The sequence below is a fragment of the Pseudomonas sp. 1D4 genome, assembly GCF_001728925.1.
Lineage (GTDB): Bacteria > Pseudomonadota > Gammaproteobacteria > Pseudomonadales > Pseudomonadaceae > Metapseudomonas > Metapseudomonas otitidis.
Genome location: NZ_LXJQ01000025.1, coordinates 47,066 through 74,008, shown reverse-complemented (window position 1 = coordinate 74,008; position 26,943 = coordinate 47,066). Strand labels below are relative to the sequence as shown.

The window sequence follows — 26,943 nt, the reverse complement described above, 5'->3', positions numbered from 1 at the left end:
CGTCGGGACAGCCTCTGGGAAGGGGTGTACTGGGAGGCCGTGCATTCTAGCCTAAAGGACCTCTTTTCGGCATCTTCGACGAAGCGGGACGACAGCAGGTTCTGAGGACGCTGTATTCCCCGTCCCACGCCGCCTCAAGCCGTTTCGGCTAGCAGAGAAGAATCTTGCTGTCGAGATATGGCAAGAAACGGCGTTTGCGTATACTGCGCCGATGTTCACCCCACCCGTGTTCCGCACGCGCCGTGCCCTGTGGCTGATGGCGACCGGAATCCTCCTGTTGCTCGGCGGCTGCAAACAGCCCAATACCCTCGAGCGCATCCAGGAGGAGGGCGTTCTACGCGTGGTCACCCGCAACAGCCCGGCCACCTATTTCCAGGACCGCAACGGGGAAACCGGTTTCGAGTACGAACTGGTCAAGCGCTTCGCCGACGACCTGGGTGTGCGCCTGGAAATCGAGACCGCCGACAACATCGACGACCTCTTCGGCCGCCTCGGCCAGGTCAAGGGGCCGGTCCTGGCCGCAGCCGGTTTGGTGGCCAGCGATGCCCGCCAGCGCCAGGTGCGCTTTTCCCACCCGTATCTGGAAGTCACCCCTCAGGTCATCTACCGCAATGGCGCACGCCGCCCTACCCGCCCGGAAGATCTGGTGGGCCAGCGCATCCTGGTGCTCAAGGGCAGCAGTCATGCCGAGCAACTCGCCGCCCTCAAGGCCCAGTACCCGGCGCTGAACTACGAGGAGTCCGACGAAGTCGAGATCGTCGACCTGCTGCGCATGGTGGACGAAGGCCAGATCGACCTGACCCTGGTGGACTCCAACGAACTGGCCATGAACCAGGTCTACTTCCCCAACGTGCGCGTCGCCTTCGACCTGAGCGATGCCAGCAACCTGGCCTGGGCGGTCGCCCCCGGCGAGGACAGCAGCCTGCTCGACCAGGTCAACGATTTCCTCGACAAGGCCAAGCAGAACGGCACCCTGCAGCGCCTGAAGGATCGTTACTACGGTCATGTCGACGTCCTCGGCTACGTCGGCGCCTACACCTTCGCCAAACACCTGCAGCAACGCCTGCCCAAGTACGAACAGCATTTCCGCCAAGCCTCCCAGAGCCACCAGGTGGACTGGCGGCTGCTGGCCGCCATCGGCTACCAGGAGTCGCTCTGGCAGCCCACCGCCACCTCCAAGACCGGCGTGCGCGGACTGATGATGCTGACCCAGGACACCGCCAAGGCCATGGGCGTGTCCAATCGGCTGGACGCCCGCCAGAGCATCGGCGGCGGCAGCAAGTACTTCGCCATGATCAAGGCCGGCCTCTCGGATGACCTCAAGGAGCCGGATCGCACCTGGTTCGCCCTGGCCGCCTACAACATCGGCATCGCCCACCTGGGCGACGCTCGCAAGCTGGCGGAAGCCGAGGGCCTGAACCCGAACAAGTGGCTCGACGTGAAGCAGATGCTGCCACGCCTCTCGCAGAAGCAGTGGTACCGCAAGACCCGTTACGGCTACGCCCGGGGTGGCGAGACGGTGCATTTCGTGCAGAACATCCGCCGCTACTACGACATCCTCACCTGGGTGACCCAGCCGCAGATGGAAGGCACCGAAGTGGCCGCGGGCAGCCTCCACGTACCGGGCATCGACAAGACGCCACCGGCCGACGGCGCCAACGAGAAGCTCTGAAGCTCGAACAGCCCCCACGAAAAAGCCCGCATCACCGCGGGCTTTTTCGTACCTGGGCGCTTACCAACCCGAAGGCAACAGGTTCAGCGCGCTGCAGATCGCATAAGCCGCGCTGGCCAGGTAGATCATCACGATCACCACCTGGATGGCCGGGTGGGCGATCCAGCCACAGGACCAGGCCGGCTGCAGGTCGCCCTGGCGGCGGGCCGCGCGCAGCATCAGGATCGGCATGATCGAGAGGATCACGCCACTGAAGGCACCGGCGAAGTACAGGGCGTTCACGAAGCCGACCATGCCGCTGTAGGCGAGCACGAAGGGCGGCACGCAGACGATGCCCAGCACCACCAGGCGGGTCTTGGGCCGGGACTCGGAGCCGAGGGCATGGAACTTGTCGAAGATGTTGGTCAGGAAGCTGCCGCCCAGGCCCCAGTAGGAGGTGAGCATGGCGCACAGGGCGAAGGTGTTGGCGGTGTAGAACGCCCACTGGCCCAGCGCCTCGCCCCAGGCCAGGGTGGCCACCTCGGTCTGGCCGTCCAGCCCGGTAAGGGCGATCACCGACATCGGCACGATGGCCAGCAGGCAGAAGGTCAGCACCATGCCGGTGATCACCGCCTTGGGCAGTTGCTCCGGCGCGTGGCTGAAGCCACGGGCCATCTCCGGGACGATGTACTGCGCGGAGAAGCAGAACACGGCGATGTTGAACACCGGCACCATGTAGACCCAGTCACCTTCCAGCAGGCGCGCCACGTCGGTGTGCTCGTTGAGCAGCGTCGCTATCACCAGCAGCACGATCATGCTGAGCATGCCGATGCTGATGAACTTCTCACCCTTGCCGATAGCACCCAGGCCCAGATAGAGCACGAGCGCGGCCGGGATGAAGAACACCAGGCTGCCCACTGCCGGGCTGATGCCGAGGAAAGCCGCGAGGATCTTGCCGCTGCCGCTCATGTAGGCGATCAGTGCGCCGATGCTGTTGACCGCCACCGACAGGAAGATCGCCCAGGAACCGAAGGAGCCCACGTAGCGCTGGGCCAGGCCGCTCAACTGGCTGTGGGTACGGGTGCGCAGGGCCGTTTCGGAGACGTAGAGCATGGAGATAGTGGTGAACACACCGGCCACTGCCAGCCATATGAGCAGCGGCATGAATCCGGCCTTGCGACTGGCGTAGGCCATGGACAGAACGCCAGCGCCGATGTTGGTGCCCACGATCATGGCCACCGCCTCCAGGAAGGTCAGACGCTTGACCTCCAGCCCGGAGGCATCCACCGCCCCCTCTTCCGCCACCCCGAGGTGGGACCGCACTTGCGTTTCACTCATCACAGCACCCTCGACATCATTCAACGGATCAGGAGGGCCACGCCGAACTGCCACGGCCTTGCGTCATCGTCGAAACGGGCACTGCGGGACAACGGGACTGCGGGCGCCTCCTGGCAATGCAACATCCAGCCGGCTCAAGGAAGAACCGCTCTAGGACGCCATTTCTGGCGGCCGCGCACCTTACCACAGCATTTCTGTAGGACAAGACCGGCAGCCTGCGACCTTGGTCGCAGGGCCTCAGCTCTCCCGACGGGCGGCGCGACGGGCCTGGAAGAAACCGGACAGCAGTTCGCTGCAGGCCTCGCCCAGTACCCCGCCCTCCACCAGCACCTGGTGATTGAGGAAGGCCTGCTCGAAGAACCGGCCACGGCTGATCGCCACCCCGGCCTTCGGCTCGGTGGCACCGTAGACCACACGGGCGATGCGCGAGTGGACGATGAGCCCGGCACACATGCTGCAGGGCTCCAGGGTGACGTAGAGGGTGGCCCCCACCAGCCGGTAGTTCTCCAGGGCCTGGGCCGCGTCGCGGATCGCCACCATCTCGGCATGGGCACTGGGATCGTGGCGGGAAATGGGACAGTTGAAGCCGCGCCCCACCACCTGTCCGTCGTGCACCACCAGCGCGCCCACGGGCACCTCGCCCAGGGCCGCACCCTGGGCGGCCAGGGCCAGCGCCTCCTGCATGAAGCGCTCGTCCTGGCTGCGGTCGATGAACATCGGCTGGCGCACGGTCAGGCCACCTCAATGGCGGCCATCAGGCCGGTTTCCATGTGGTCGATCACGTGGCAGTGGAACATCCAGACACCAGGGTTATCCGCCACCAGCGCGATGCGCGCGGTCTCGTTCTTGCCCAGCAGGTAGGTGTCGGTGAAGTACGGGATGATCGACTTGCGGTCCGAGCCCAGCACCTTGAACGACATGCCGTGCAAGTGGATGGGGTGCAGGTACTGGGCCATGTTGCGCAGCTCGAAGATATAGTGGCCGCCCTTCTTCAAGGTGGCGATGGGCCGGTCCGCACAGGTCTTGTCGTTGATGTCCCAGGCCTTGCCGTTGATCTGCCAGTAGTTGCTGGGCTTGCCGGCGGCGCTGACCAGGGTGGCGGCCCACTCGAAGCGGAAGCTCAGCGTCTCGGCCTTGGCCAGGTCGGGCTCGGGAATCGGGTTGGGCGGCAACGCAGGCGGCCACTCCCCTGCCGGCTCGGTGCTCGGCACGCTGCGCAGGGTGGCCAGACGCAGCGGCCCGTTGCGCATGGACAGCTCCTGCCCCGCCTCCGGCACCTTGATGCCCAGCTCGATGCGCATGCCCGGGCCCAGCCAGTATTCCTTGCCCAGTGGACGCGGCTCGATGGGGTTGCCGTCCAGGGCGTAGATGCGCGCATCGGCGCCTGGCAGGTTGAGCCGGTAGGTGATGGTGCTGTCCAGGTTCAGCAGGCGCAGACGAACCACCTGCCCGGCTGGCAGGTCGAGGGTCGGCGTGGGCTGGCCGTTGATGGTGGTGAGCCGTCCCCGGGTACCTTCGCGCGCGGCCTCTCGGGGCACGCTGAAGGCGGTGAAAGCGCCTTCCGGATCGACGTGCCAGGTCTTCAGCGAGAGCACCCGCTCATGGCGGAAGCCGGACGGCTCGCGCTCCTCGACGATCAGCGGCCCCACCAGCCCGCGCCCAAGCTGCACCGCACTGGACTCGTGGGGGTGGTACCAGAAGCTGCCGGCGTCGTCGGTGCGGAAGCGGTAGTCGAAGTACTCGCCCGGCAGCACCGGCAACTGCGAAACATAGGGCACGCCATCCATCTCCAGCGGCAGGCGGATGCCGTGCCAATGTACGGTGGTGGGCTCGTCCAGCTTGTTGATGAAGCGCACCCGCAGCCAGTCGCCCTGGCGCGAGCGCAGTTCCACGCCCGGCGCCTGGCCGCCATAGCCCCAGGCCGGGGTGGTGTGGCCGGGGACCAGTTCGAGGTCGAAGGGGGCGGCGATCAGTTCATAGTCATGGGTCTTGGCATCGAGGGAACGGCCCAGCCAGTAGCGGGCGGCGCCACCGGCACCAAGGCCGACCACGCCGAGGCCGACAAGGCCGCCGAGAATCTGTCTGCGGGTGAATGACACGGGTGCAGGCTCCTGTGAGTAAGGCATCGGGCCCATCAGGCGTTACGCGGCCACTCTGTTGGCGGCCTCATCATCGCGGCCCGGGGGCCGCTCGCAGGTCGCGCATTTTCGCACAGCCCTCCCCTTGCGGGGCGGCAGCCCGCCGTGGCGCGATGCCACAGCGGGATCAGCCACGACGGCCGAGGTAGGCGCGTGTGGTGAGCAGGTACACCGGCAGGCCGGACACCAGCACGATCAGCGCCGCATAGGGTGCCGCAGCGGCGTATTCCAGGTTGGCCGTGTGGGACCACACGGCGGTCGCCAGGGTATCCAGCCCGGTGGGGCCTAGGATCAGCGTGGCGGTCAGCTCCTTCATGCAATCGAGGAACACCAGCACGAAGCCGGCACCAATGGCCGGGAAGATGATCGGCAGGGTCACCCGCAGGAAGGCCAGGAACGGCGTCTGCCCCAGGGTCTGGGCGGCTTCCTCCAACTGTGGCGAGGCCTTCTCCAGGGCCACCCGCAACGGCGACTGGGCCATAGGCATGAACAGCAGGGCGTAGGCCACCAGCAACAGCAGGGTGGTCTGGTACAGCGACGGCGCATAACCCAGTGCGAAGAACACCAGGGACAGCGCGATGACCAGCCCCGGCAGCGCATGCAACAGGTACGGCAGGCGATCGGCCAGACGCGCCAGGCGCCCGTGGTAGCGCACCACCACCAGGCACACCGGCAGGGCCAGCAGGCAACTGATCAGCGCCCCGCCGAAGGAAAGATAGAGGGACGAGCCAAGGGTGCGGAGGATATCGCCGAGCGGGAAGGCGGCGGAGCTGCCTTCATGAATCCAGAAGCCCAGGGTCACCAGCGGCACCAGCGAGCCCACTACCACCAGGGCCACCAGTACCCCTTGCACCAGCCAGTCCCAGTGCCCCAGGCGCACCGGCGCGATGCGCCGCGCCACGCCCTGCCCGGTGCGTGCATGGCCACGGCCACGCAGGCGCAGCTCCAGGCCCATCAGCAGCATGCACAGGGCCAGCAGCAGGGCGGAGAGCATCGCCGCGTTGGCGTTGCTGAACTCCAGTTCGAACTGTTGATAGATGGCGGTGGTGAAGGTCTGGTAGCGCATGATCGACGGCGCGCCGAACTCCACCAGCATGTGCAGCGCCACCAGCAGGCTGGTGCCCATCAGCACCGGGCGCAGCAGCGGCAGGGTCACCCGCCAGAACACCTGGCGCCGGGTGTAACCGAGCATGCGCGCGGACTCTTCCAGGGCCGGGTCGAGGTTGCGCAAAGTGGCCATCACCGGCAGGTACACCAGCGGGTACTTGGACAGCACCATCACCAGCACCGTGCCCCACAGCCCCTCGAATGCAGGGCTGAGGGAAATCCAACTGAAGCCGGCGACGAAGGCCGGGATGGCGAACGGCAGGCAGAGCAGCACATTCCACTGCCGGCGACCGCGCAGGTCGCTGCGCTCCACACACCAGGCCAGCGCCAGGCCGAGCAGTGCGCAGCCGGCGGTGACCGCCACCATCAGCTTCAGGGTGTTGCCCAGCAGGTGGAACACGAAGGGCCGCCACAGCAGTTGCCAGGCGGTGTGCCAGCCGGACTCCCAACTGCGCACCGCCACGTAGAACAACGGCAAGGCCGCTACCAGCAGCAGCGCCATGACCGGCACCTGCAGCCAGATCGGCGGCGTGCGTCGCCGGCGGCTGGGCACCAGCGAGGGTGTGTCCGGCAGCGCCGGGTCGACGGCTTCGGCGTGCATCAGTTCAGCCCGACCTCGCGTTCGAGTTCCAGGGCGTCCTCGGCCAGGCCGATGTCGGAGGCGCTGAGTTTCGGCGGGCGCAGTTGGTCATAGGGCTTGAGCAGCGGATCAGCCGGCACCTTCGGGTTCACCGGGTATTCGGCCGACTGGCTGAGGATGGCCTTCTGGCCTTCTTCGCTGAGCATGAAGGCGACGAACTGCTGGGCCTCCTTCGGGTGCTTGCTGGCCTTCACCACGGCCACGCCGGAAACGCTGGCCAGGCCACCGGCATCACCATCGGCGAAGTAGTGCAGCTTGCTGTTCAGCTCACCCTTCTCCTTCTTCAGCGCCATCCAGTAGTAGCTGTTGATCAGGGCGGCGGCGACCTCGCCGTTCTCCACCGCCTTCATGGCGATGACGTTGTTGGTGTAGGTGGAGCCGAAGGCCTTCAGGCCGGTCAGCCACTCCTCGGCCTTCTCGCGGCCCTGCAGCTTGATGATCGCGGCCACCTGGCCGAGGAACTCACCGCTGCTGGGCACGAAGGCGATCTTGCCGCTCCACTCCGGATCGGCGACGTCGAGCACGCTCTGCGGCAGGGGTTGGTCGCCCAGCTCCTTCGGGTTGTAGGCCAGCACGCGGACCCGGGAGGTGACGCCGATCCAGTGGCCGGCGGGGTCGGCGTACTGCGGCTCGACCTGCTTGAGCAGCGCGTCGTCCACCTTGGCCAGCAGGCCCTGGTTGGCCAGCTTGATCAGCGGCGGTGCTTCCTCGGTGTAGATGATGTCGGCGGGCGAGCGTTCGCCTTCCTCGGCGATCTGGTTGGCCAACTGGCCACCACCGCCCTTGCGGATGCGCACCTGGATGCCGGTGGCCTTGGTGAAGGCCTCGGCCACGGCCTTGCCGGTGGCTTCGTGCTGCCCGTTGTAGAGGGTCAGGGTCACTGCGTCATCGGCGCGGGCCGCCAGCGGCAGCAGGAGGCCGAGGGACAGCAGGCCGGCGCCACAGGCGCGGACCAACGCAGTTGCGAGACGTACCGACATGTAACCACTCCTCTGAACTCAGCAATGATCTGTAATGATTATACGGATCAACTGCTGCTCATTCTCAAGAAATGTCTGCGACACAAGGCATCAGGCGAGGGACGGTCGCAGGGCCGCCACACGAAAAAGGCGCGGATCGCATGAGCGGTCCGCGCCTTCGTTCATCCAGCGATCAGGGGCGCTGGATCACTCCCACTCGATGGTCGCCGGCGGCTTGCTCGACACGTCGTAGGTGACGCGGGAGATGCCTTCGATCTCGTTGATGATGCGGTTGGAGACCTTTTCCAGCAGCTCGTAGGGCAGGTGCGCCCAGCGTGCGGTCATGAAGTCGATGGTTTCCACGGCGCGCAGGGCGACGACCCAGGCGTAGCGACGGCCGTCACCGACCACGCCCACGGATTTCACCGGCTGGAACACCACGAAGGCCTGGCTGGTCTTGTGGTACCAGTCGAAGGCGCGCAGTTCCTCGATGAAGATGTGGTCCGCGCGACGCAGCAGGTCGGCGTACTCCTTCTTCACCTCGCCGAGGATGCGCACGCCCAGGCCCGGGCCCGGGAACGGGTGGCGGTAGACCATGTCATAGGGCAGGCCCAGTTCGAGGCCGATCTTGCGTACCTCGTCCTTGAACAGCTCGCGCAGCGGCTCGACCAGTTCAAACTGCATGTCTTCCGGCAGGCCACCGACGTTGTGGTGGGACTTGATCACGTGGGCCTTGCCGGTCTTGGCGCCAGCCGACTCGATCACGTCCGGGTAGATGGTGCCCTGGGCGAGGAACTTCACGTCCTGCAGCTTGGTGGCTTCCTCATCGAAGACTTCGATGAAGGTGCGGCCGATGATCTTGCGCTTCTCTTCCGGGTCGGCAACGCCGGCCAGGCGGCCCAGGAACTTGTCCTCGGCATTGGCGCGGATGACCTTCACGCCCATGTTCTCGGCGAACATGGCCATCACCTGGTCACCTTCGTGCAGGCGCAGCAGGCCGTTATCGACGAAGACGCAGGTCAGTTGGTCGCCGATGGCCTTGTGCAGCAGCGCTGCGACTACCGAGGAGTCGACGCCGCCGGACAGGCCCAGCAACACCTTGTTGCTGCCCACCTGGGCACGAACGGTGGCGATGGCGTCTTCGACGATGTTCGACGGGGTCCACAACGCGGCGCAGCCGCAGATGTCCAGCACGAAGCGGGAAAGGATGCGCCCGCCCTGCTTGGTGTGGGTCACTTCCGGGTGGAACTGCACGCCGTAGTAGGCGCGGCTGTCATCGGCCATGGCGGCGATCGGGCAGCTCGGGGTGCTGGCGAGGATGTGGAAGCCCTCGGGCATGGCGGTGACCTTGTCGCCGTGGCTCATCCACACGTCCAGGCCCAACACGCCGTCAGCGTCGACGTGATCTTCGATGCCGTCCAGCAGGCGTGCCTTGCCGACCACGTCGACACGGGCGTAGCCGAATTCGCGCAGGTCGGAACCCTGAACCTTGCCGCCGAGCTGCTCGGCCATGGTCTGCATGCCGTAGCAGATGCCGAACAGCGGAACGTTGAGGTCGAACACCGCCTGCGGGGCGCGCGGGCTGTTGGCCTCATGCACCGACTCCGGGCCGCCGGCGAGGATGATGCCCTTGGGCGCGAAGGCGCGGATGGCATCGTTTTCCATGTCGAACGGGTGGATTTCGCAGTACACGCCGATCTCGCGAACGCGGCGGGCGATCAGTTGGGTGTACTGGGAACCGAAGTCGAGGATCAGGATGCGGTGAGCGTGGATGTCTTGATGAGCCATGTGCTTCCCCTGGGAAAGTGGCTGAAACGCTGAAGGCTGAAGGCTGGACGAAACCCTGTCCGTCCAGCCCCCAGCCTCCAGCTCCAGTGAAGTGTCAGTTAGCCGACCCGGTAGTTCGGCGCTTCCTTGGTGATCTGCACGTCATGCACGTGGGACTCGGCCATGCCGGCACCGGTGATACGCACGAACTGCGGCTTGGTGCGCATCTCTTCGACGGTGGCGCAGCCGGTGTAGCCCATGGAGGCGCGCAGGCCGCCCATCAGCTGGTGGACGATGGCAGTCAGGCTGCCCTTGTAAGGTACGCGGCCTTCGATGCCTTCCGGCACCAGCTTCTCGGCACCGGCGGCGGAGTCCTGGAAGTAGCGGTCGGACGAGCCCTGGGACTGCGCCATGGCGCCCAGCGAACCCATGCCACGGTAGGCCTTGTAGGAACGGCCCTGGAACAGTTCGACCTCGCCCGGCGCCTCTTCGGTACCGGCGAACATGGAGCCCATCATCACGCAGGACGCGCCGGCCACGATGGCCTTGGACAGGTCGCCGGAGAAGCGGATGCCGCCGTCGGCGATCAGCGGAACGCCGGTGCCGGCGAGAGCGGCGGCAACGTTGGCGATGGCGGAGATCTGCGGTACGCCGACGCCGGCGACGATACGGGTGGTGCAGATGGAGCCCGGGCCGATGCCGACCTTGACCGCATCGGCGCCGGCCTCGGCCAGGGCCTTGGCAGCTTCGCCGGTGGCGATGTTGCCGCCGATCACCTGGACTTGCGGGTAGGTTTCCTTGACCCAGCGAACGCGGTCGATCACGCCCTTGGAGTGGCCGTGAGCGGTGTCCACCACCACCACGTCGACGCCTGCGGCAACCAGGGCTGCGACGCGCTCGCCGGTATCGGCACCGGTGCCGACCGCTGCGCCGACGCGCAGGCGGCCCTGCTCGTCCTTGGAGGCCAGCGGGTAGGTCTTGGCCTTCTCGATGTCACGGAAGGTGACCAGGCCACGCAGGTAGAAGTTCTCGTCCACCACCAGCATCTTCTCGATGCGGTTCTCGTAGAGCTTGGCCTTGATGTCGTCCAGCGGGGTGCCTTCACAAACGGTGACCAGCTTGTCCTTGTGGGTCATGATCGCCGCCACGGTGTCGCCGGCGTTCGGTTTGAAGCGCAGGTCGCGGCCGGTGACGATGCCGACCAGTTCGCCCTCTTCCACCACCGGGAAGCCGGAGAAGCCGCACTCGCGGGCGATCTGCAGCAGCTCGATGATCTTGGTGGAGGGGGTGACGGTGACCGGGTCACGGACGATGGCGGTCTCGTGACGCTTGACCTTGCGGACCTCGGCAGCCTGCTGCTCGATGGTCATGTTCTTGTGGACGATGCCGATGCCGCCTTCCTGAGCCATGGCGATGGCCAACCGGGCTTCGGTCACGGTATCCATCGCGGCGGATACCAGGGGAATGTTCAGTTCGATGCCACGGGTCAGTCGGGTCTTGAGACTGACGTCCTTCGGCAGGACCTCGGAATACCCCGGGATCAGGAGTACGTCGTCGAAGGTAAGGGCTTCTTGGCTGATGCGCAGCATGGCGGGGGCTCCCAGGCGGGAAAATTGGAAGCGCGGCATTATATCCCAGCTGCGCACGGGCGCTCAATTGGCCATCACACACCGACGACAGGTCTCATGCCTGCGTCAGATAACGCGCCACCAGCGCCACGCCACTGCACAGCACCAGCCAGGTCACCAGCCGGACGAACGTCTCCCGCGACAGGCGCAACGTCACCCGCCGCCCCACCCACAACCCGGCGGCCATCCCCGGCAGCAGGCACAGGGCGATCAGCAGCAACGAGGCATCGGCATAGAAGCCCGCCAGCAGGAACAACCCGAGGCGGACGAAGGTGCTGCACCCGATCAGTGCGCTCTGGGTGGCGCGGATCTGCTCCTTCGCCTCCAGCCGTCCGCTCAGGTAGAGGGAATAGAGGAAGCCGCCACTGCCGAACAAGGCCCCGAACAAACCGCCGAACAGCCCGAAGGGCACCACCCAGCCCACCGCCATCGGCGCACGGCGCACCGGCTGGAAGAACAGCGAATACACGGCATAGAGGCAGACGAACACCCCCAGCAGCAACATCAACAGCTCCGAGCGCAAGGTCGCCAGGCCATAGACCCCTACCCCGCAACCCAACGCCATCAAGGGCAGCAGCCGGCGCAATTCGCTACCCGACACCGACCGACGCGCCGGCAGCCAGTTGCCGAACGAGGCGGTGAAATCCAGCAGCACCAGCAACGGGATCACCTGGGACAGCGGCAGCCACCCCACCAGCAAGGGCGCGGCCACCAGCGCCGTGCCGAACCCGGCGATGCCGAAGACCACATAGGCCAGCGCGATGACACCCTCCAGCAGCAGCCACTCCAGCGGCGTGAACGGCAGCGCCCCCAACAGCTCGAACAGATGCATGAACGACTCCCTCCGAAAAACAGGTGGACTCTAGCGAGCACGCCTGCCATCTCACCAATACAATCCAAGCCCTCTCTCTATCTCGAAAAGGCATGGATCGATGGTCTCCCTTCGCCAACTGCGCTACTTCGTGGAAATCGTCGACGCCGGTAGCCTCAGCCACGCGGCGGAGCGGCTGTTCATCGCCCAATCAGCCCTGAGCCGCCAACTGCGGGAACTGGAGGACGACCTGGGCACCGAGCTGCTGATACGCGGCCCGCGCCAGGTGACGCTGACCGAAGCCGGCCAAGCCTTCCTGCCACGGGCACAACGCCTGCTGCTGGACCTGGAAGCCGCCAGCGACCTCGCCCGCCAGGTCGGCCAGGGGCAGCACGGCAGCCTGCGCCTGGGCCACTCCAGCTCCGTACCGCTGGTTGCCCCGCTGCAGGCGGCGCTGCGCAACTACCTGGAAGCGCACCCCGGCGTCAGCCTCGAACTCATCCAGCAATCCTCCGAACAGCAACTGGCGGACCTGCGCGAAGGGCGCCTGGACGCCTGCCTGCTGCGCCTGCCGGTCCTGCGCCAGCACCCCGGGCTGACACTACGACCGCTGTACCGCGAGCCCCTGCTGCTGGCGGTCGCCGGCGATCATCCACTGGCGCGACGCGACGGGCCGGTACACCTGGCCGACCTGCGTGAAGAAGCCTTCGTCTCCATCCCCCACCTGCAACGGGGCGGGCTGAGCTACCGCGCCGCTGAGCTGTGCCTGCGGGAAGGCTTCTTTCCCCATGCCGCGCGGGTGGTGTCACGCAAGACCAGCCAGTTGCACCTGATCGAAGCCGGCCTTGGCGTGGCCCTGGTGGCGGCCTCCATGAGCCGCATCGCCCCTGCCGGCGTGCGCTTCCTGCCACTGGCCGATCGAGAGGCCGACAGCGAGGTCGCCCTGGCCTGGCGCAGCGAGACCCGCGCCCTGGACCGGGGCCTGGTGGAGCACCTCTGCCAGCACCTCACCAGCGACCCGACCACCGCCGATTGACGAGGCCGGCGGGGCAGGTAAGCTGCGCGCCCTCGTCCACCGGAGCCGGCCATGGAAACCCGTCAGCTGATCATCGTTCCCCAGGTCTCCAGCGTGCCCGGCCACCAGGTCCTGGCCGGGCGCCTGCTGCGCTGGCTGGTGCAGAGCGGCGTGGTCGAGGCGGTCCCGAGCGCCTTCGGCCGGGGCGGCAACCGCGCACTGCACGCCCCTGCTGCCGGTGCCCGCCGCGTAGTGGAACACCCCGAGCGCCTGCCCATCGGCCAGCCGGGCTGCGGCCTGGAGATCGTCGACAAGCGCTGCATCTACACCCCGGTGCGCGGCTTCCTCAACGAGGCCGGCTGCCCGGAATGCCGCCGGGAGATCGGCGAGCCGCTGTTCGACAGCCTGGAAGCCTGGTGGCCGGGCGAGACGGACAACTTCACCTGCCCCGAATGCGGCTTCGAGGACGACATCAACGGCTTCCTCTACCTGCAGCCCTGCGGCTTCTCCAACCTGGCCTTCATCTTCAACCACTGGGTGGAGGCCGGTTTCACCCGCGCCTTCCTCGACGGCTTCGCCGACCGCCTGGGTTTCCCCGTGCGCGTGGTGCGCGTCGAAGACTGACGCGAGCGCATTGGCGCCGCCCCCACACGCCCGTATCATCCCGCGCCATGTACAAGGACCCCTTCCAACGGCTGGGCCTCGACCGCGAGGTGCTGACCGTCAGCCAACTGAACCAGCGCGCCCGCCACCTGCTGGAGGACGTGTTCCCCCAGGTCTGGGTGGAAGGCGAGATCTCCAACCTCGCCCGGCCCGCATCTGGCCACCTCTATTTCACCCTCAAGGACAGCCAGGCCCAGGTGCGCTGTGCACTGTTCCGGCAGAACGCCCTCAAGGTGCGCCAGGCCCTGCGTGACGGGCTGGCGGTGAAAGTGCGGGGCAAGGTCTCGCTGTTCGAAGGCCGCGGCGACTACCAGATGATCGCCGACGCCGTGGAGCCCGCCGGTGACGGCGCCTTGCGCCTGGCTTTCGAAGCGCTCAAGGAGAAGCTCGCCGGCGAGGGCCTGTTCGCCACCGAGCGCAAGCGCCCGCTGCCGGCCCACCCTCAGCGCGTGGGCATCGTCACCTCCCCCACCGGCGCGGTGATCCGCGACATCATCAGCGTGTTCCGCCGCCGTGCGCCCCAGGTCAGCCTGACCCTGGTGCCCACCGCCGTGCAGGGCCGCGAGGCCACCGCGCAGATCGTCCGTGCCCTGGCCCTGGCGGATGCCCAGGGCTTCGATGCGCTGATACTGGCCCGGGGCGGCGGTTCCCTCGAAGACCTCTGGTGCTTCAACGAAGAGGCCGTGGCCCGCGCCGTGGCGGCCTGCAAGACGCCCATCGTCAGCGCCGTGGGCCACGAGACGGATGTCTCCATCAGCGACTTCGTCGCCGACGTTCGCGCACCGACGCCCTCCGCCGCCGCCGAACTGCTGGCACCGGACTCCAGCGGCCTGCGCCAGCGTCTGGAGAGCCTGGAGCGCCGCCTGCAACTGCGCATTCGCCAGTTGATCGCCCACCAGCACCTGCGCCTGGACGGACTGACCCGGCGCCTGCGCCACCCGGGCGAGCGGCTGCGCCAGCAGGCCCAGCGCCTGGATGACCTGGAGATGCGCCTGCAACGCGCCCTCGACCGTCAATTGAGCCAGCGCCGCGAGCGCCTGGCCCGCCTGGAGACGCGCCTGGCGGCCCAGCACCCGGGGCGTGCCCTCGGCCTGCTGCGCCAGCGCCTCGACGCCCTGGCCGCACGACTGCCCCGGGCCATGCGCGAAACCCTCGGTACCCGTCGCCTTGAACTGCAGAGCCAGGTGCAGACGTTGCACGCCTTCAGCCCCCTGGCCACCCTCGGCCGCGGCTACAGCATCCTCCTCGACGAACGCGGCCAGGCCATCCGCAGCGCCAGCCAGACCCAACCCGGCCAACGCCTCAAGGCGCGCCTCGGCGAAGGTGAACTCGAGGTACGGGTCGAGGACAACCACCTGGCCCCCGTCACCCTCTCACTGCTGGACTGATCGATGCGCCTGTTGCTCGCCCTGCTTCTCCTCGTCGCCCTCCCCGCTCAGGCCGAGGGCTTCATCACCCGCCTTCTGGACAAGCCGGTGCCCGGCGGTGTCGCCGTGGTCCAGCTCGGCCAGGGCGCCCAGGCGCCCACGGCGCGCTACCAGGGCAAGCCGGTGCTGGTGGTCAAGGAAGAAGGGCGCGACTGGATCGCCATCGTCGGCATCCCGCTGGGCACCGCCGCTGGCGAACAGCGCATCGAGGTGAGCGACGGTCGCCGCCTGGCCTTCACGGTCGGCACCCGCCACTACCGGGAACAGCGCATCACCCTGAAGAACACCCGCCAGGTGAACCCGCTGCCCGAGGACCTGAAGCGCATCGACCGCGAGTTGGCGGAACAGACCCGCGCCTACCGCACCTTCAGCCCCGGCACGCCGAGCAACCTGCTGTTCGACAAGCCGGTGAACGGCCCGCTCTCCAGCCCCTTCGGCCTGCGCCGCTTCTTCAACGGCGAGGAGCGCAACCCACACTCCGGCCTGGACTTCGCAGTGGGTGCCGGCACGCCGATCAAGGCCCCCGCAGCCGGCAAAGTCATCCTCATCGGTGACTACTTCTTCAACGGCAAGACCGTCTTCGTCGATCACGGCCAGGGGCTGATCAGCATGTTCTGCCACCTGTCCAAGGTGGACGTGAAGCTCGGCCAGCCAGTGCCGCGCGGCGGCGTGGTCGGCCGTGTCGGTGCCACCGGCCGGGCCACCGGGCCGCACATGCACTGGAACGTCAGCCTCAATGACGTGCGGGTCGACCCCGCCATCTTCATCGGTGCCTACACGCCCTGAGCGTATCGGCCCAGGGCACAGCGACACCTGCGCTTACACCCCGAGCTTGGGCCGCCGGGCTGCGTTTTGTTAAGGTCCGGCGGTTTTGGGGCAGACCCCCACCCATCGGAACCCTGAAGGGAGCAGCCCATGCAAGACACGTTCAACCATTCCCTGGAGTGGCTGCGACAGCACCCGGAACTGCACACACTCGTCGCCTCCTCCGTCCTCCTCCTGCTGGCCTGGCTGTCCAACTGGATCGTCCGGCGCATCCTCCTCAAGGGCCTGCTGCGCCTCGTCGGCGGGCAGATCCAGGACCAGGGGCTGATCAAGCGCCTGGCCAACGTGGTCCCTGCGCTGGTGCTGACCGCCGGGGTGAAGCTGGTGCCCGGCCTGCCCGCTGCGCTGGTGACGGTGGTCACCAATGTCTGCGCAGCGTTCATCATCCTCACCCTGGCCCTGGCGATCAGTGCCCTGCTGGACATCGTCAACAGCCTCTACAACCGCCGCCCCGACGCGCACCTGCGGCCCATCAAGGGCTACCTGCAGGTGCTGAAGATCGCCGTGTTCGCCATCGCCGCGATTCTCATGGTGGCCAGCCTGATCGACCGCTCGCCGCTGATCCTGCTGTCCGGCCTCGGCGCCATGGCCGCAGTGCTGATGCTCATCTTCCAGGACACCCTGCTGTCCCTGGTGGCCAGCGTGCAGATCACCTCCAACGACATCATCCGTGTCGGCGACTGGGTGGAGATGCCCCAGCTGAACGCCGACGGCGACGTGATCGACATCGCCCTGCACACGGTGAAGGTGCAGAACTGGGACAAGACCATCACCACCATCCCCACCAAGCGCTTCATCACCGACTCGTTCAAGAACTGGCGGGGCATGCAGGAGTCCGGCGGACGGCGGATCAAGCGCAGCCTTTACCTGGACCAGAACAGCGTGCACTTCCTCAGCGCCGACGAGCAGACGAGCCTGCGCCGCTTCCGCCTGCTGGACAGCTACCTCAAGGCCAAGGAAAGCGAGCTGCTGAGCTGGAACGCCCAACTGGATGAATCGGTACGCCTGCCGGTGAACAGCCGTCAGTTGACCAACATCGGCACCTTCCGCGCCTACGTGGAGCAGTACCTGCGCCACCACCCGGACATCCGCCAGGACATGACCCTGCTGGTGCGGCAGATGGCGCCAACCGCCGACGGCCTGCCGCTGGAGCTGTACTGCTTCACCAGCACCACCGCCTGGGCCCGCTACGAGGCGATCCAGTCGGACATCTTCGACCACCTCCTGGCGATTCTCCCGGAGTTCGGCCTGCGGGTCTTCCAGCACCCCAGCGGCGCGGACCTGCGCGAGCTGCAGCGCCCGCATCCACATCATTCGTCGGCCTGAGACGGACCGCCGTCAAGAAGCCAGCACGACCGCCGACGACCCTGACGAGCCGGAATTTCCCGGCCTCAGGGTCCGAGCGATCGACTGATGCTGACGGTCAACACCAACACCGCCTCATCGTTCACGCAACGGCAACTGGGCGACACCAACAGGACGCTCGAAAGGGCCATGCAGCGCCTCTCCACCGGCCAGCGCATCAACAGCGCCAAGGACGATGCGGCTGGCCTGCAGATTTCCAATGCCCTTACGTCCCAGGTGCGCGGCCTCGGTATTGCCGTGCGTAACGCCAATGACGGCCTGTCCATGCTGCAGGTGGGCGAAGGCGCGCTGCAAAGCGTGACCGGCGCGCTGCAGCGCATCCGTACGCTCGGGCTGCAGGCGATGAACGGCTCCAACACCGCCACCGAGCGCGCCGCGCTGAACCAGGAGGCGCAACAACTCCTGCAGGAGATCAACCGGGTCAACGAGACCACCACCTTCGGCGGTCGCCAGGTGTTCAACCAGGACAACAGCTCCCGACTGGGCAAGCTCGACGAACGCGCCGTGCTCAACTCACTGCAGGGGTTCTGGATCGGTGAAGGCGAGAAGCGCGTGCTGGATGCCTACGGACTGAAGGCGGACGGCGCCCCGCTGACCATCACCCTCACCAATGACCCGTCGAGCAACGCGCTGGCTTCTGTCGCCGGCACGCCCGGCGCGGGCGGCAAGTACTACGACCAGGTGCTGAACGTGAACCTGGCCTACTTCGACAGCTCTACCCTGCCCAACGGCGGCACCAACCCCGGCCAGTACACCGACCGGGTGCTGGCCCACGAGATGGTGCACGCGGTGATGGGGCGGACCATGAACTTCAACGCCCTGCCCGACTGGTTCAAGGAAGGCACGGCGGAAGCCGCCCAGGGCGCCGACGAGCGCCTGGCCGCCGACATCGCCGCCAGCGGCATCGGCGGGGTGATGGGCGCCTTCGGCAGCATCGCCAGCAGTGCCGGCTATTCGGCCTCCTACGCTGCCGTGCGCTACATGCACGCCGAGATCAAGGCCGCCGGCGGGCTGGGCATCCGCGACGTGATGCAGTACCTGGCCGGCAACGCCAACTCCACGCTGGACGACGCCCTGGCCAACGCCAGCCGCGGGGCCTTCGCCAGCACGGCGGACTTCACCACGAAATTCAACACCGATGGCGCGGCCTTCATCGCCGCCATGAACCTGACCAACGCTGACACCGGCGCCATCGGCGGCTTCGATGCCGACGGCGGCGACGTGCTGACCGCCGAGAACGTGCTGCCCAACCGAGGCGTTGGCGTGCCAGGCTCCATCGGCTTCAAGCTCATCCCACCCAAGCTGTTCGAACCCAACGCCACCGGCGGCGGGACCCAGGTTTCCCTGCAGGTGGGCGCCAAGGCCTTTGAAACCATCGACGTGGGGCTGGACGCGTTCAACGTCGGCGCCATGGCCCTGAACAACATCGACCTGATCAAGACACCCGGCCTGGCGGTGATGGACATCGACGATGCGCTGGCCTACGTCGACAGCCAGCGTGCCTACATGGGCGCCATCCAGAACCGCCTGGACGCCACCATCTCCAACCTGCAGAACATCGGCGAGAACGTCAGTGCCAGCCGCTCGCGCATCCTCGACGCCGACTACGCCAACGAAACCGCCACCCTTGCCTCCCAGCAGATCCTGCGCCAGGCGGCGCAGAGCGTGCTGGTGCAGGCCAACCAGATACCGCAGTCGGTCCTGAGCTTGTTGCGTTGACGCGCAATTCCTCTCGCGCAACGCCTTCTACATCAGCATAAAAAACCCTAAAAAACCCTATTAAAGACGCTTTCCACCAATTTTCCCGCAAGACTTGCCATCCACAACCCGAATCAATAGGGTTGTCCGCATGCAAAACGCTCACACCCTCATCCTCCTCCGGCAGCATGCCTGCCTCCGCCTGGTCAGCCCGCGACTGCGTAGCTGAACAGCGTCGCCTCATCCCGGCTTTTCATTCGCCCAGGGCCCCGCAACGACCAGGCCCGACACAAGGACTTCGCCATGAGCATGCTCAAAGACCCGTCCAGCAAGTACCGCCCGTTCCCCGCCATCAACCTGCCGGACCGCACCTGGCCGTCGAAGACCATCACCGAAGTGCCGATCTGGTGCAGCTCCGACCTGCGCGACGGCAACCAGTCGCTGATCGAGCCGATGGATGCGCAGAAGAAGATGCGCTTCTTCAAGACCCTGGTGCAGGTGGGCCTGAAGGAGATCGAGGTGGCCTTCCCCTCCGCCTCCGACACCGACTTCAACTTCGTCCGCGAACTGATCGACGGCGGCCATATCCCCGATGACGTGACCATCCAGGTGCTGACCCAGGCCCGCGAGGACCTGATCACCCGCACCTTCGAATCCCTCAAGGGCGCGAAGAAGGCCATCGTCCACGTCTACAACGCCACAGCGCCGTCCTTCCGCCGCATCGTCTTCAACCAGGACAGGGCCGGTGTGGTCGACATCGCCGTCAAGGCCGCCACCCTGATCCGCGACCTGGCCGCGAAGCAGCCGGAAACCGACTGGACCTTCCAGTACTCGCCGGAAATCTTCAGCTCCACCGAGCTGGAGTTCGCCGTCGAAGTCTGCGACGCCGTGATCAACGTCTGGCAGCCCACCCCCGAGAAGAAGATCATCCTCAACCTGCCAGCCACGGTGGAATGCGCTACGCCGAACGTGTACGCCGACCAGATCGAGTGGTTCGGTCGCCACATCAGCCGCCGCGACTCGGTGATCATCAGCCTGCACACCCATAACGACCGTGGCACCGGCGTGGCCGCCACCGAGCTTGGCCTGATGGCTGGCGCCGACCGCGTGGAAGGCTGCCTGTTCGGCAACGGCGAACGCACCGGCAACGTCGACCTGGTGACCCTGGCGCTGAACATGTACACCCAGGGCCTGCACCCGAAGCTGGACTTCTCCGACATCGATGCCGTGCGCAAGGTGGTGGAAGAGTGCAACCAACTGCCGGTCCACCCGCGCCACCCCTACGTGGGCGACCTGGTGCACACCGCCTTCTCCGGCTCCCACCAGGACGCCATCCGCAAGGGCTTCGCCCAGCAGAAGGAAGACGGCATCTGGGAGGTGCCCTACCTGCCGATCGACCCGGCCGACATCGGCCGCAGCTACGAGGCGGTCATCCGCGTCAACAGCCAGTCCGGCAAGGGCGGCATCACCTTCCTGCTGGAACAGGAATACGGCATCAGCCTGCCGCGCCGTATGCAGATCGAATTCAGCCAGGTGGTGCAGAAGGAAACCGACCGCCTCGGCCTGGAAATGACCGCCGAGCAGATCCACAAGCTGCTCGACGCCGAGTACCTGCAGGCCACCACGCCCTACACCCTGAAAGGCCATCGCCTGCAGGAAGAGAACGGCACCAGCGCGGTGGACATCGAGGTCCAGGTCAAGGGCGAGACCCAACACCTGCGCGGCATGGGCAAGGGCCCGCTGGAAGCGCTGGTGGCCAGCCTGCCAGTGAAGGTGGAAGTGATGGACTACTCCGAACACGCCATCGGGGCAGGCACGAACGCCAAGGCCGCTGCCTATATCGAGCTGCGGGTGAACGGCGGTCGCGCCCTGCATGGCATCGGCATCGACGAGAACCTGACCACCGCCAGCTTCCGCGCCCTGTTCAGCGCCCTCAACCGCGCCCTGAGCCAGGCCGAGGCTGAAGCGGCCTGAGTGCAGCCGCGCTGAAAAAGAACCCCGCCGATTGGCGGGGTTCTTCGTTTCAGGGAGACAGTGAACTCAGTAGCTGACCACCGGCGATACCCGCTGGTAGCGGCCGTCAATGAACGCCTTCAGCCAGGTGCGGTAGCGCTTGCCCGGGGTGTAGGCGAAGTAGCGGTAGCTCAGCCCGTTCTCTGCACCGCGCTCCAGTACGATCTGGCCATCCTGTTCGATCACCCAGGTCAGCATGTTGTGCGTGCCCTGGGTTCGGGTCAGGTTCTGGCTGCCGTCCACCGACAACTGGTAGAGCGGCAGGTAGTCCTCGACCGGTGCCGCGGCCCGACCATAGTGCACGACGTTGGATACGCGCTGGTAGTAGCCGTTCTCGAAGCGGGTCAGCCAGACGCGGTAGCGCTTGGTGGGATAGAAGGGTGAGTAGGTGAAGGTCAGTTCGTTGGCTGCATTGCGCTGCAGCACGGTATTGCCGTCCTCTTCGATTACCCAGGTCAGGGGATCGTTGAGGCTGCCGCTGCGAGTCACCTGATTGTTAGCGCCAATGGTCAGTTGGAAGAGATCGGTGAGCCCCGGTGAGAAGTACTCGGCATCGGAGACCTGCACCGATTCGCTCCCAACGGTCTGTTCGATCCAGACCTTGTACTGGCGCCCCTTCTGGAAGGGGTAGCGCAGTTCGGACGCACCGCCGGTGGGCTGGCGCAGTACTTCGACGCCGTTCTCGCGGATGACCCAGCTCAGCGGCTTGCCGCTCGGGCCGTTGTGGCGGAGCTGGAAGTCCGCCTCCACCTCCAGGTCGATGTAGGGCGACGGGAACCCCTCGCGGAAGACCAGCGGGACGGAGATCGCCTCGTCCTTGCCATTCACGTTGGCCTCGGCCCAGACCTGGTAGCGCTCACCATAGGTGAAGGCGAACTGCAGCGGCACGCCTGCCTGGGCCGGCTGGCGCACCACCTCGGCCCCCTGGCGAGCGATCACCCAGTTGCCCTGGAAGGCCGCCGAGGGGCTGATGCTGCCCTGGCTGGCATCGCGGGTCAGTGCCACGCGATCGGTTACACCAGGCTGGTAGCTGACGGTATTGGACACGGTCTTGTAACCATCACCGCTGTTGGCTTCGAGCCAGATTCGGTAGCGATTGCCAGCGAGGTTGCGCCAGTACCGATCACGGAGATTGCCAGCAGCATTGCGGTCGAGAACGCGCTCGCCATTCATCTCCACAATCAGGCCCAGCTTGTCTCCAAGCTCACCGCTACGGGTCACCCAAAAGCCGGGCTCCAGAGTAAGGGTGTAGGGGAACGTGGAGGGTGCCGAGCCATCCGGCAGCTTGACGGTGTAGTCCTCGGTCTCACCGTAGCCGATGCTGCCGCAGGGCTGGGCCGCAGACCCCCAGCGCATCTGCACGCGCATGCGCGTGGTACCGGTGGCGCCGGAAGGAATAGCGATGGGGGCAGATACAACCGCGCTGCCCTGGGCGGCCAGGACCTTCTCGCTGGCCTCGAAGGTGCCGTTCTGGTTGAAGTCGATCCAGGCGCCCCAGTTCTCGTTGTACTGGGAGCCTCGGAAGCCGGGACGCAGTTCCAGGCGGTCGCCTTTGCCGGTGAGTTGGAAGGGTGGTTTGCCGGTGGCATCCAGGTAGCCACCATCATTGCCGGAGACCCGGGCCGCGCCATTGACGCTGACCCCAGCCACCCACTCGCTGCTGCTGTTGCCCCGGCTGTCGCAGTAGGTGGCTGCCATCACCGGGCCCATCGCCAGGCAGGTGCCCAGCGCCATGAGTGTCTTGTGCATTGAATTCGCTCCTTGCGTTCATGTTGGGCAGGGAGCGGCAACACTACACCAGGCACACCCTGTGACCTGTCATCGACGCATCCCTGCGTCAGCCATGGTAAGGGCTAAGGCAGTGGCTTTCCGGGAATTATTAGCAAATTGCCATCACGCCGATTCAGCCCTGTTGCTGCCAGTGGCACTTGCCCCAGGCGCACATTGCATCGAGCACCGGGCGCAGGCTGAGGCCGTGCTCGGTGAGGCTGTACTCCACCCGCGGCGGCACTTCGGCGTACACGGTGCGGGTGACCACGCCGTCGCGCTCCAGCTCTCGCAGTTGCTGGGCGAGCATCTTCTCGGTGATGTCCGGTACCAGGCGTTTGAGTTCGGAAAAGCGCCGGGTCTGCCCCATCAGGTGGTAGACCAGCAGCGCTTTCCACTTGCCCCCGACCACCGCCAGGGTGACCTCCACCGGTGTGTTGAACACCCGGTCCCCCAGCACCAGCCGGGGCCCGGAGGCAGGGAGCGGCTTCTGTTCGCTCATGCTTGATCCTCTTCCGTCGTCGCTTGGCGCTCAGGGCGCAAGCTGGAAGCCGTCGGCGTCGAGGTAAGCCGGGAAGCGCTCGCGGTAGGCGGCCAGTGCGGCGGCCGTCAGGGTCGTGCGGAAAACGCCATCGCTGTCCTCGGCATTCAGCAAGGGCTCCCCCTGGAAATCGAGCACCTGGCTGTCGCCGCTGTAGGGGTGGCCTTTTCCGTCGCTGCCTACACGGTTGACGGCGGCGACGTAGCAGAGGTTCTCGATGGCACGGGCGGGGATCAGACGGTTCCAGTGATGACGGCGAGCAGCAGGCCAGTTGGCGGTGTACAGCAGCAGGTCGGTGTCGTGCGGGTCACGGCTCCAGACCGGGAAGCGCAGGTCGTAGCAGATCAGCGGACGTACCCGCCAGCCCTTGAGTTCGAACAGCGCCTGGGCCTCCCCCGGGCTGTAGTGCTTATGCTCGCCGGCCATGCGGAACAGGTGGCGCTTGTCGTAGTGCAACACCTCGCCGTCCGGGCGGGCCCAGAGCAAGCGGTTGCGGTGGCTGCCGTCGGCGGCACGGATGATCACGCTACCGGTGATCACGGCACCCAACCGGGCGGACTGGATCTTGAGCCAGGCATGGGTGGGGCCCTGTTCAGGTTCGGCGAGTGCTTCGGAGTCCATGGAGAAGCCGGTGGTGAACATCTCCGGCAGGATCACCAGGTCAGCGCCTTGCGCAGAATCCAGCAGGGCTTCGAACCGGTTCAGGTTGGCGTCGCGGTCGTGCCAGGCCAGGGTGGTCTGAACCAGGGCCAGCTTCAGGTCGGGCAGAAGGCTCAGATCGCGCATAGTTTTTCCGCTGCCTGGCGCAGCGTCTCCTCACGTTTGGCGAAACAGAAACGCACCAGCCGCAGGTCGGCCGGGGCGCGCTGGTAGAACACCGAGACGGGAATGGCGGCCACGCCGTGCTCGCGGGTGAGCCACTCGGACATGGCGACATCGTCCAGGTCGGGGCGGATGCCGCTGTAGTCAACCAGCTGGAAATAGGTGCCGGCGGCGCGGGTGAAGCGGAAGCGCGAGTCGGCCAGCAGGTCGCAGAAGAGGTCGCGCTTGGCCTGGTAGAAGCGGGGCAGCTCGGCCAGGTGCTCGGGGTGAGCGGCCATGAAGTCGGCCAGCGCCCACTGCAGCGGGGTGACACCGCAGAAGTTGACGTACTGGTGGACCTTGCGCAGCTCGGCGGAAAGTACCGGGGGCGCCACCACGTAGCCGGTCTTCCAGCCGGTGACGTGGTAGGTCTTGCCGAAGGAGCTGACCACGAAGGCGCGGGCATAGAGCTCGTCATGGGCTAGCACGCTGACGTGCTGGGCGCCGTCGAACACCAGGTGTTCGTAGACCTCATCGGACACCAGGTAGATGTCACGATCGCGGATCAGCGCCGCCAACTGGTCCAGTTCGGCACGGGAGATCAGCGCGCCGCTGGGGTTGTGCGGGCTGTTGAGGATGATCATGCGGGTGCGGGGGCTGAGCGCATCCTTCATCCGCTGCCAGTCGATGGCGAAACCCGGCAGAGCCAGTGGCACATGCACGCAGCGCCCACCTGCCAGTTCCACCGAGGGCTCGTAGCTGTCGTAGCAGGGGTCGAGGACGATGACCTCGTCACCGGCGCGGACCACTGCCTGGATGGCGCAGAAGATGGCCTCGGTGGCGCCGGGGGTGATGGTCACTTCGCTGTCGGCGCTGACCGTGCGGCCGTAGAAGGTCGCTACCTTGGCGGCGACCTGCTCACGCAGCGCCGGCAGCCCGGTCATCGGTGCGTACTGGTTGTGGCCCTGGGCGATGTGCCGGCCTACGGCATCGCACAGCGCGGCGGGCGCGGCAAAATCGGGAAAGCCCTGGGACAGGTTGATGGCGCCGACTTCGGCGGCCAGTTGCGACATGCGGGTGAAGATGGTGGTGCCGACGTTGGGCAGCTTGCTGGTGATCATTGCAATCCGGCTGTTGGCGACTGGGAAATGCGCCATAGCTTAAGCGCTGGGCGGGCTGCCGACCACAGCCGACGCGCCCCATGAAAAAGGGCGCCCTCAGGCGCCCTTCTTCCAACCGGCAGCGGGATCAGCGCTTCTTGTCGCGGCGCTTCTTCTCGGCCTTCTTGTGGTGCGACATGAGCCGACGCTTCTTGTTCACCTGGCGCTCGGTGAGCTTGTTCTTCTTGCCCTCGAAGGGGTTTTCACCACCCTTGTACTCGATGCGGATCGGCGTACCGACCAGCCGCAGGACCCGGCGGTAGGTGTTCTCCAGGTAACGGGTGTAGGACTTGGGCACCGCGTCCACCTGGTTGCCGTGGATCACGATCAGCGGCGGGTTGGCGCCGCCCAGGTGGGCGTAGCGCAGCTTGATGCGGCGACCGTTCACCAGCGGTGGCTGATGCTCCTGCACCGCGTCCTCGAGGATCTGGGTCAGGCGGCTGGTGGGCCAGCGGGTGATGGCGGAGCGGAAGGCAGCCTGGACGGATTTATACAGGTGGCCCACGCCCGTGCCGTGCAGGGCGGAGATGAAGTGGATGTCGGCGAAGTCGACGAAGAACAGGCGGCGCTCCAGCTCGGTCTTCACGTAGTCGCGCTCGCCCGACTCCATACCGTCCCACTTGTTCAGGGCGATGACCAGGGCACGGCCGGTCTCCAGCACGAAGCCCAGCAGGTTGAGGTCGTGCTCGACCACGCCTTCGCGGGCGTCCATGACGAAGATGACCACGTTGGCGTCCTGGATCGCCTGGAGGGTCTTCACCACGGAGAACTTTTCCACCGCCTCGAAGATCTTGCCGCGGCGACGCACGCCAGCGGTGTCGATCAGGGTGTACTTCTCTTCGTTGCGCTCGAAGGGGATGTAGATGCTGTCGCGGGTGGTGCCGGCCTGGTCGTAGACAATCACCCGCTCCTCACCAAGCATGCGGTTCACCAGGGTGGACTTGCCGACATTGGGGCGGCCGATGATGGCGATCTTGATGCCGTCCTTCTCGCTCGGGCCGGGGATGCGCGTGGCCTCCTCGCCTTCGGCGACCTCTTCGGTCTCGGCGGCTTCCTGCTCGTCGGCATCGTCATCACGGGGGAACTCGCCGAGGGCCGCCTGCAGCATCTGGCTGATGCCACGACCGTGGGCTGCGGCGATAGGCAAGGCGTCACCCAGGCCCAAGGGGCTGAACTCGGCACGGGCCAGGTCGGGGTCGACGGTGTCGACCTTGTTGGCCACCAGGAAGGTGCGCTTGTTGCGGCGACGCAGGTGCTCGGCAATGGACTGGTCGGCGGCGCTCATGCCGGCGCGGGAGTCCACCATGAACAGCACGGCATCGGCTTCCTCGATCGCCTGGAGGGACTGCTCGGCCATCTTCGCGTCGATGCCTTGCTCGTCACCCGAGATACCACCGGTGTCGATGACGATGTAGGTGCGTCCCTGCCACTTCGCCTCGCCGTACTGGCGATCACGGGTCAGACCGGCGTACTCCGCGACGATGGCGTTGCGGGTCTTGGTCAGGCGGTTGAACAGGGTGGACTTGCCGACGTTCGGGCGGCCCACCAGGGCGATTACGGGAACCATGAGGCTCTCCACTGCATTTTTCAGAAAACACAACGGCCGCTGCCGTCGAACGGCAGCGGCCG

Annotated in this window: 21 protein-coding genes; 8 read left to right on the top strand and 13 right to left on the bottom strand. The window is 66.4% G+C overall.

The window, feature by feature from the left end; all coding sequences use genetic code 11:
• Nucleotides 1–211: 211 nt before the first annotated feature.
• Nucleotides 212–1,672 carry a membrane-bound lytic murein transglycosylase MltF gene (gene mltF, locus A7D27_RS14575; protein WP_069559301.1) on the top strand — a complete coding sequence of 487 codons (1,461 nt, stop codon included), beginning with the start codon at nucleotides 212–214 and terminating at the stop codon, nucleotides 1,670–1,672.
• Nucleotides 1,673–1,732: 60 nt separating this feature from the next.
• Here mltF and A7D27_RS14570 read toward each other — a convergent pair whose 3' ends face one another.
• From A7D27_RS14570 to A7D27_RS14535, 8 genes are all read right to left on the bottom strand, one after another.
• Complete coding sequence (locus A7D27_RS14570; protein ID WP_069565304.1) at nucleotides 1,733–2,989, bottom strand: amino acid permease; 1,257 nt, start codon at nucleotides 2,987–2,989, stop codon at nucleotides 1,733–1,735.
• 237 nt (nucleotides 2,990–3,226) lie between these two features.
• Nucleotides 3,227–3,718 carry a tRNA adenosine(34) deaminase TadA gene (gene tadA, locus A7D27_RS14565; protein WP_069565303.1) on the bottom strand — a complete coding sequence of 164 codons (492 nt, stop codon included), beginning with the start codon at nucleotides 3,716–3,718 and terminating at the stop codon, nucleotides 3,227–3,229.
• A gap of 2 nt (nucleotides 3,719–3,720) precedes the next feature.
• Nucleotides 3,721–5,088 (bottom strand): multicopper oxidase family protein, encoded by a 1,368-nt coding sequence (locus A7D27_RS14560; RefSeq protein WP_069559304.1) that lies wholly within the window; start codon nucleotides 5,086–5,088, stop codon nucleotides 3,721–3,723.
• 166 nt (nucleotides 5,089–5,254) lie between these two features.
• Nucleotides 5,255–6,736 carry an iron ABC transporter permease gene (locus A7D27_RS14555; protein ID WP_256557172.1) on the bottom strand — a complete coding sequence of 494 codons (1,482 nt, stop codon included), beginning with the start codon at nucleotides 6,734–6,736 and terminating at the stop codon, nucleotides 5,255–5,257.
• A 98-nt stretch (nucleotides 6,737–6,834) separates the two neighbouring features.
• Entirely contained in the window at nucleotides 6,835–7,854 is a 1,020-nt protein-coding gene (locus A7D27_RS14550) for an iron ABC transporter substrate-binding protein (RefSeq protein ID WP_069559306.1), read from the bottom strand.
• A 186-nt stretch (nucleotides 7,855–8,040) separates the two neighbouring features.
• Entirely contained in the window at nucleotides 8,041–9,621 is a 1,581-nt protein-coding gene (gene guaA / locus A7D27_RS14545) for a glutamine-hydrolyzing GMP synthase (protein ID WP_069559307.1), read from the bottom strand.
• A gap of 98 nt (nucleotides 9,622–9,719) precedes the next feature.
• Nucleotides 9,720–11,189, bottom strand: a complete 1,470-nt coding sequence (guaB, locus tag A7D27_RS14540) for an IMP dehydrogenase (protein WP_069559308.1) — start codon at nucleotides 11,187–11,189, stop codon at nucleotides 9,720–9,722.
• Nucleotides 11,190–11,283: 94 nt separating this feature from the next.
• Nucleotides 11,284–12,060, bottom strand: a complete 777-nt coding sequence (locus A7D27_RS14535; protein ID WP_069565301.1) for a sulfite exporter TauE/SafE family protein — start codon at nucleotides 12,058–12,060, stop codon at nucleotides 11,284–11,286.
• A gap of 100 nt (nucleotides 12,061–12,160) precedes the next feature.
• On the opposite strand from A7D27_RS14535, the gene A7D27_RS14530 reads away from it, so the two are divergent.
• From A7D27_RS14530 to leuA, 7 genes are all read left to right on the top strand, one after another.
• Complete coding sequence (locus A7D27_RS14530) at nucleotides 12,161–13,075, top strand: LysR family transcriptional regulator (protein ID WP_069565300.1); 915 nt, start codon at nucleotides 12,161–12,163, stop codon at nucleotides 13,073–13,075.
• A gap of 51 nt (nucleotides 13,076–13,126) precedes the next feature.
• Nucleotides 13,127–13,678: a sugar ABC transporter ATPase gene (locus A7D27_RS14525; protein ID WP_069559311.1), complete on the top strand. Its 552-nt coding sequence runs from the start codon at nucleotides 13,127–13,129 to the stop codon at nucleotides 13,676–13,678.
• A gap of 47 nt (nucleotides 13,679–13,725) precedes the next feature.
• On the top strand, nucleotides 13,726–15,105 hold the full coding sequence (xseA, locus tag A7D27_RS14520; RefSeq protein ID WP_069565299.1) for an exodeoxyribonuclease VII large subunit: 1,380 nt from the start codon (nucleotides 13,726–13,728) through the stop codon (nucleotides 15,103–15,105).
• Nucleotides 15,106–15,108: 3 nt separating this feature from the next.
• Nucleotides 15,109–15,930, top strand: a complete 822-nt coding sequence (locus A7D27_RS14515) for a peptidoglycan DD-metalloendopeptidase family protein (protein WP_069565298.1) — start codon at nucleotides 15,109–15,111, stop codon at nucleotides 15,928–15,930.
• 129 nt (nucleotides 15,931–16,059) lie between these two features.
• Nucleotides 16,060–17,295, top strand: a complete 1,236-nt coding sequence (locus A7D27_RS14510; protein ID WP_069565297.1) for a mechanosensitive ion channel family protein — start codon at nucleotides 16,060–16,062, stop codon at nucleotides 17,293–17,295.
• Between the two features lie 87 nt (nucleotides 17,296–17,382).
• Nucleotides 17,383–19,053, top strand: coding sequence for a flagellinolysin (locus A7D27_RS14505; RefSeq protein WP_083265639.1), 1,671 nt, complete (start codon nucleotides 17,383–17,385; stop codon nucleotides 19,051–19,053).
• Between the two features lie 282 nt (nucleotides 19,054–19,335).
• Nucleotides 19,336–21,006, top strand: coding sequence for a 2-isopropylmalate synthase (gene leuA, locus A7D27_RS14500; protein ID WP_069559316.1), 1,671 nt, complete (start codon nucleotides 19,336–19,338; stop codon nucleotides 21,004–21,006).
• A 66-nt stretch (nucleotides 21,007–21,072) separates the two neighbouring features.
• Here leuA and A7D27_RS14495 read toward each other — a convergent pair whose 3' ends face one another.
• From A7D27_RS14495 to der, 5 genes are all read right to left on the bottom strand, one after another.
• Nucleotides 21,073–22,794, bottom strand: a complete 1,722-nt coding sequence (locus A7D27_RS14495) for a GEVED domain-containing protein (RefSeq protein ID WP_069565295.1) — start codon at nucleotides 22,792–22,794, stop codon at nucleotides 21,073–21,075.
• A 154-nt stretch (nucleotides 22,795–22,948) separates the two neighbouring features.
• The gene (locus tag A7D27_RS14490; RefSeq protein ID WP_044405973.1) at nucleotides 22,949–23,314 is read right to left on the bottom strand and encodes a helix-turn-helix domain-containing protein; all 366 of its coding nucleotides are present in this window, start codon (nucleotides 23,312–23,314) and stop codon (nucleotides 22,949–22,951) included.
• A gap of 30 nt (nucleotides 23,315–23,344) precedes the next feature.
• Nucleotides 23,345–24,139, bottom strand: a complete 795-nt coding sequence (locus tag A7D27_RS14485) for an amidohydrolase (RefSeq protein WP_069565294.1) — start codon at nucleotides 24,137–24,139, stop codon at nucleotides 23,345–23,347.
• Nucleotides 24,127–25,275, bottom strand: coding sequence for a pyridoxal phosphate-dependent aminotransferase (locus tag A7D27_RS14480; RefSeq protein ID WP_069565293.1), 1,149 nt, complete (start codon nucleotides 25,273–25,275; stop codon nucleotides 24,127–24,129). Before A7D27_RS14480 ends, A7D27_RS14485 begins: the two co-directional genes overlap by 13 nt.
• 127 nt (nucleotides 25,276–25,402) lie before the next feature.
• Nucleotides 25,403–26,881 (bottom strand): ribosome biogenesis GTPase Der, encoded by a 1,479-nt coding sequence (gene der, locus A7D27_RS14475; protein ID WP_069559320.1) that lies wholly within the window; start codon nucleotides 26,879–26,881, stop codon nucleotides 25,403–25,405.
• Between the last annotated feature and the right edge of the window lie 62 nt (nucleotides 26,882–26,943).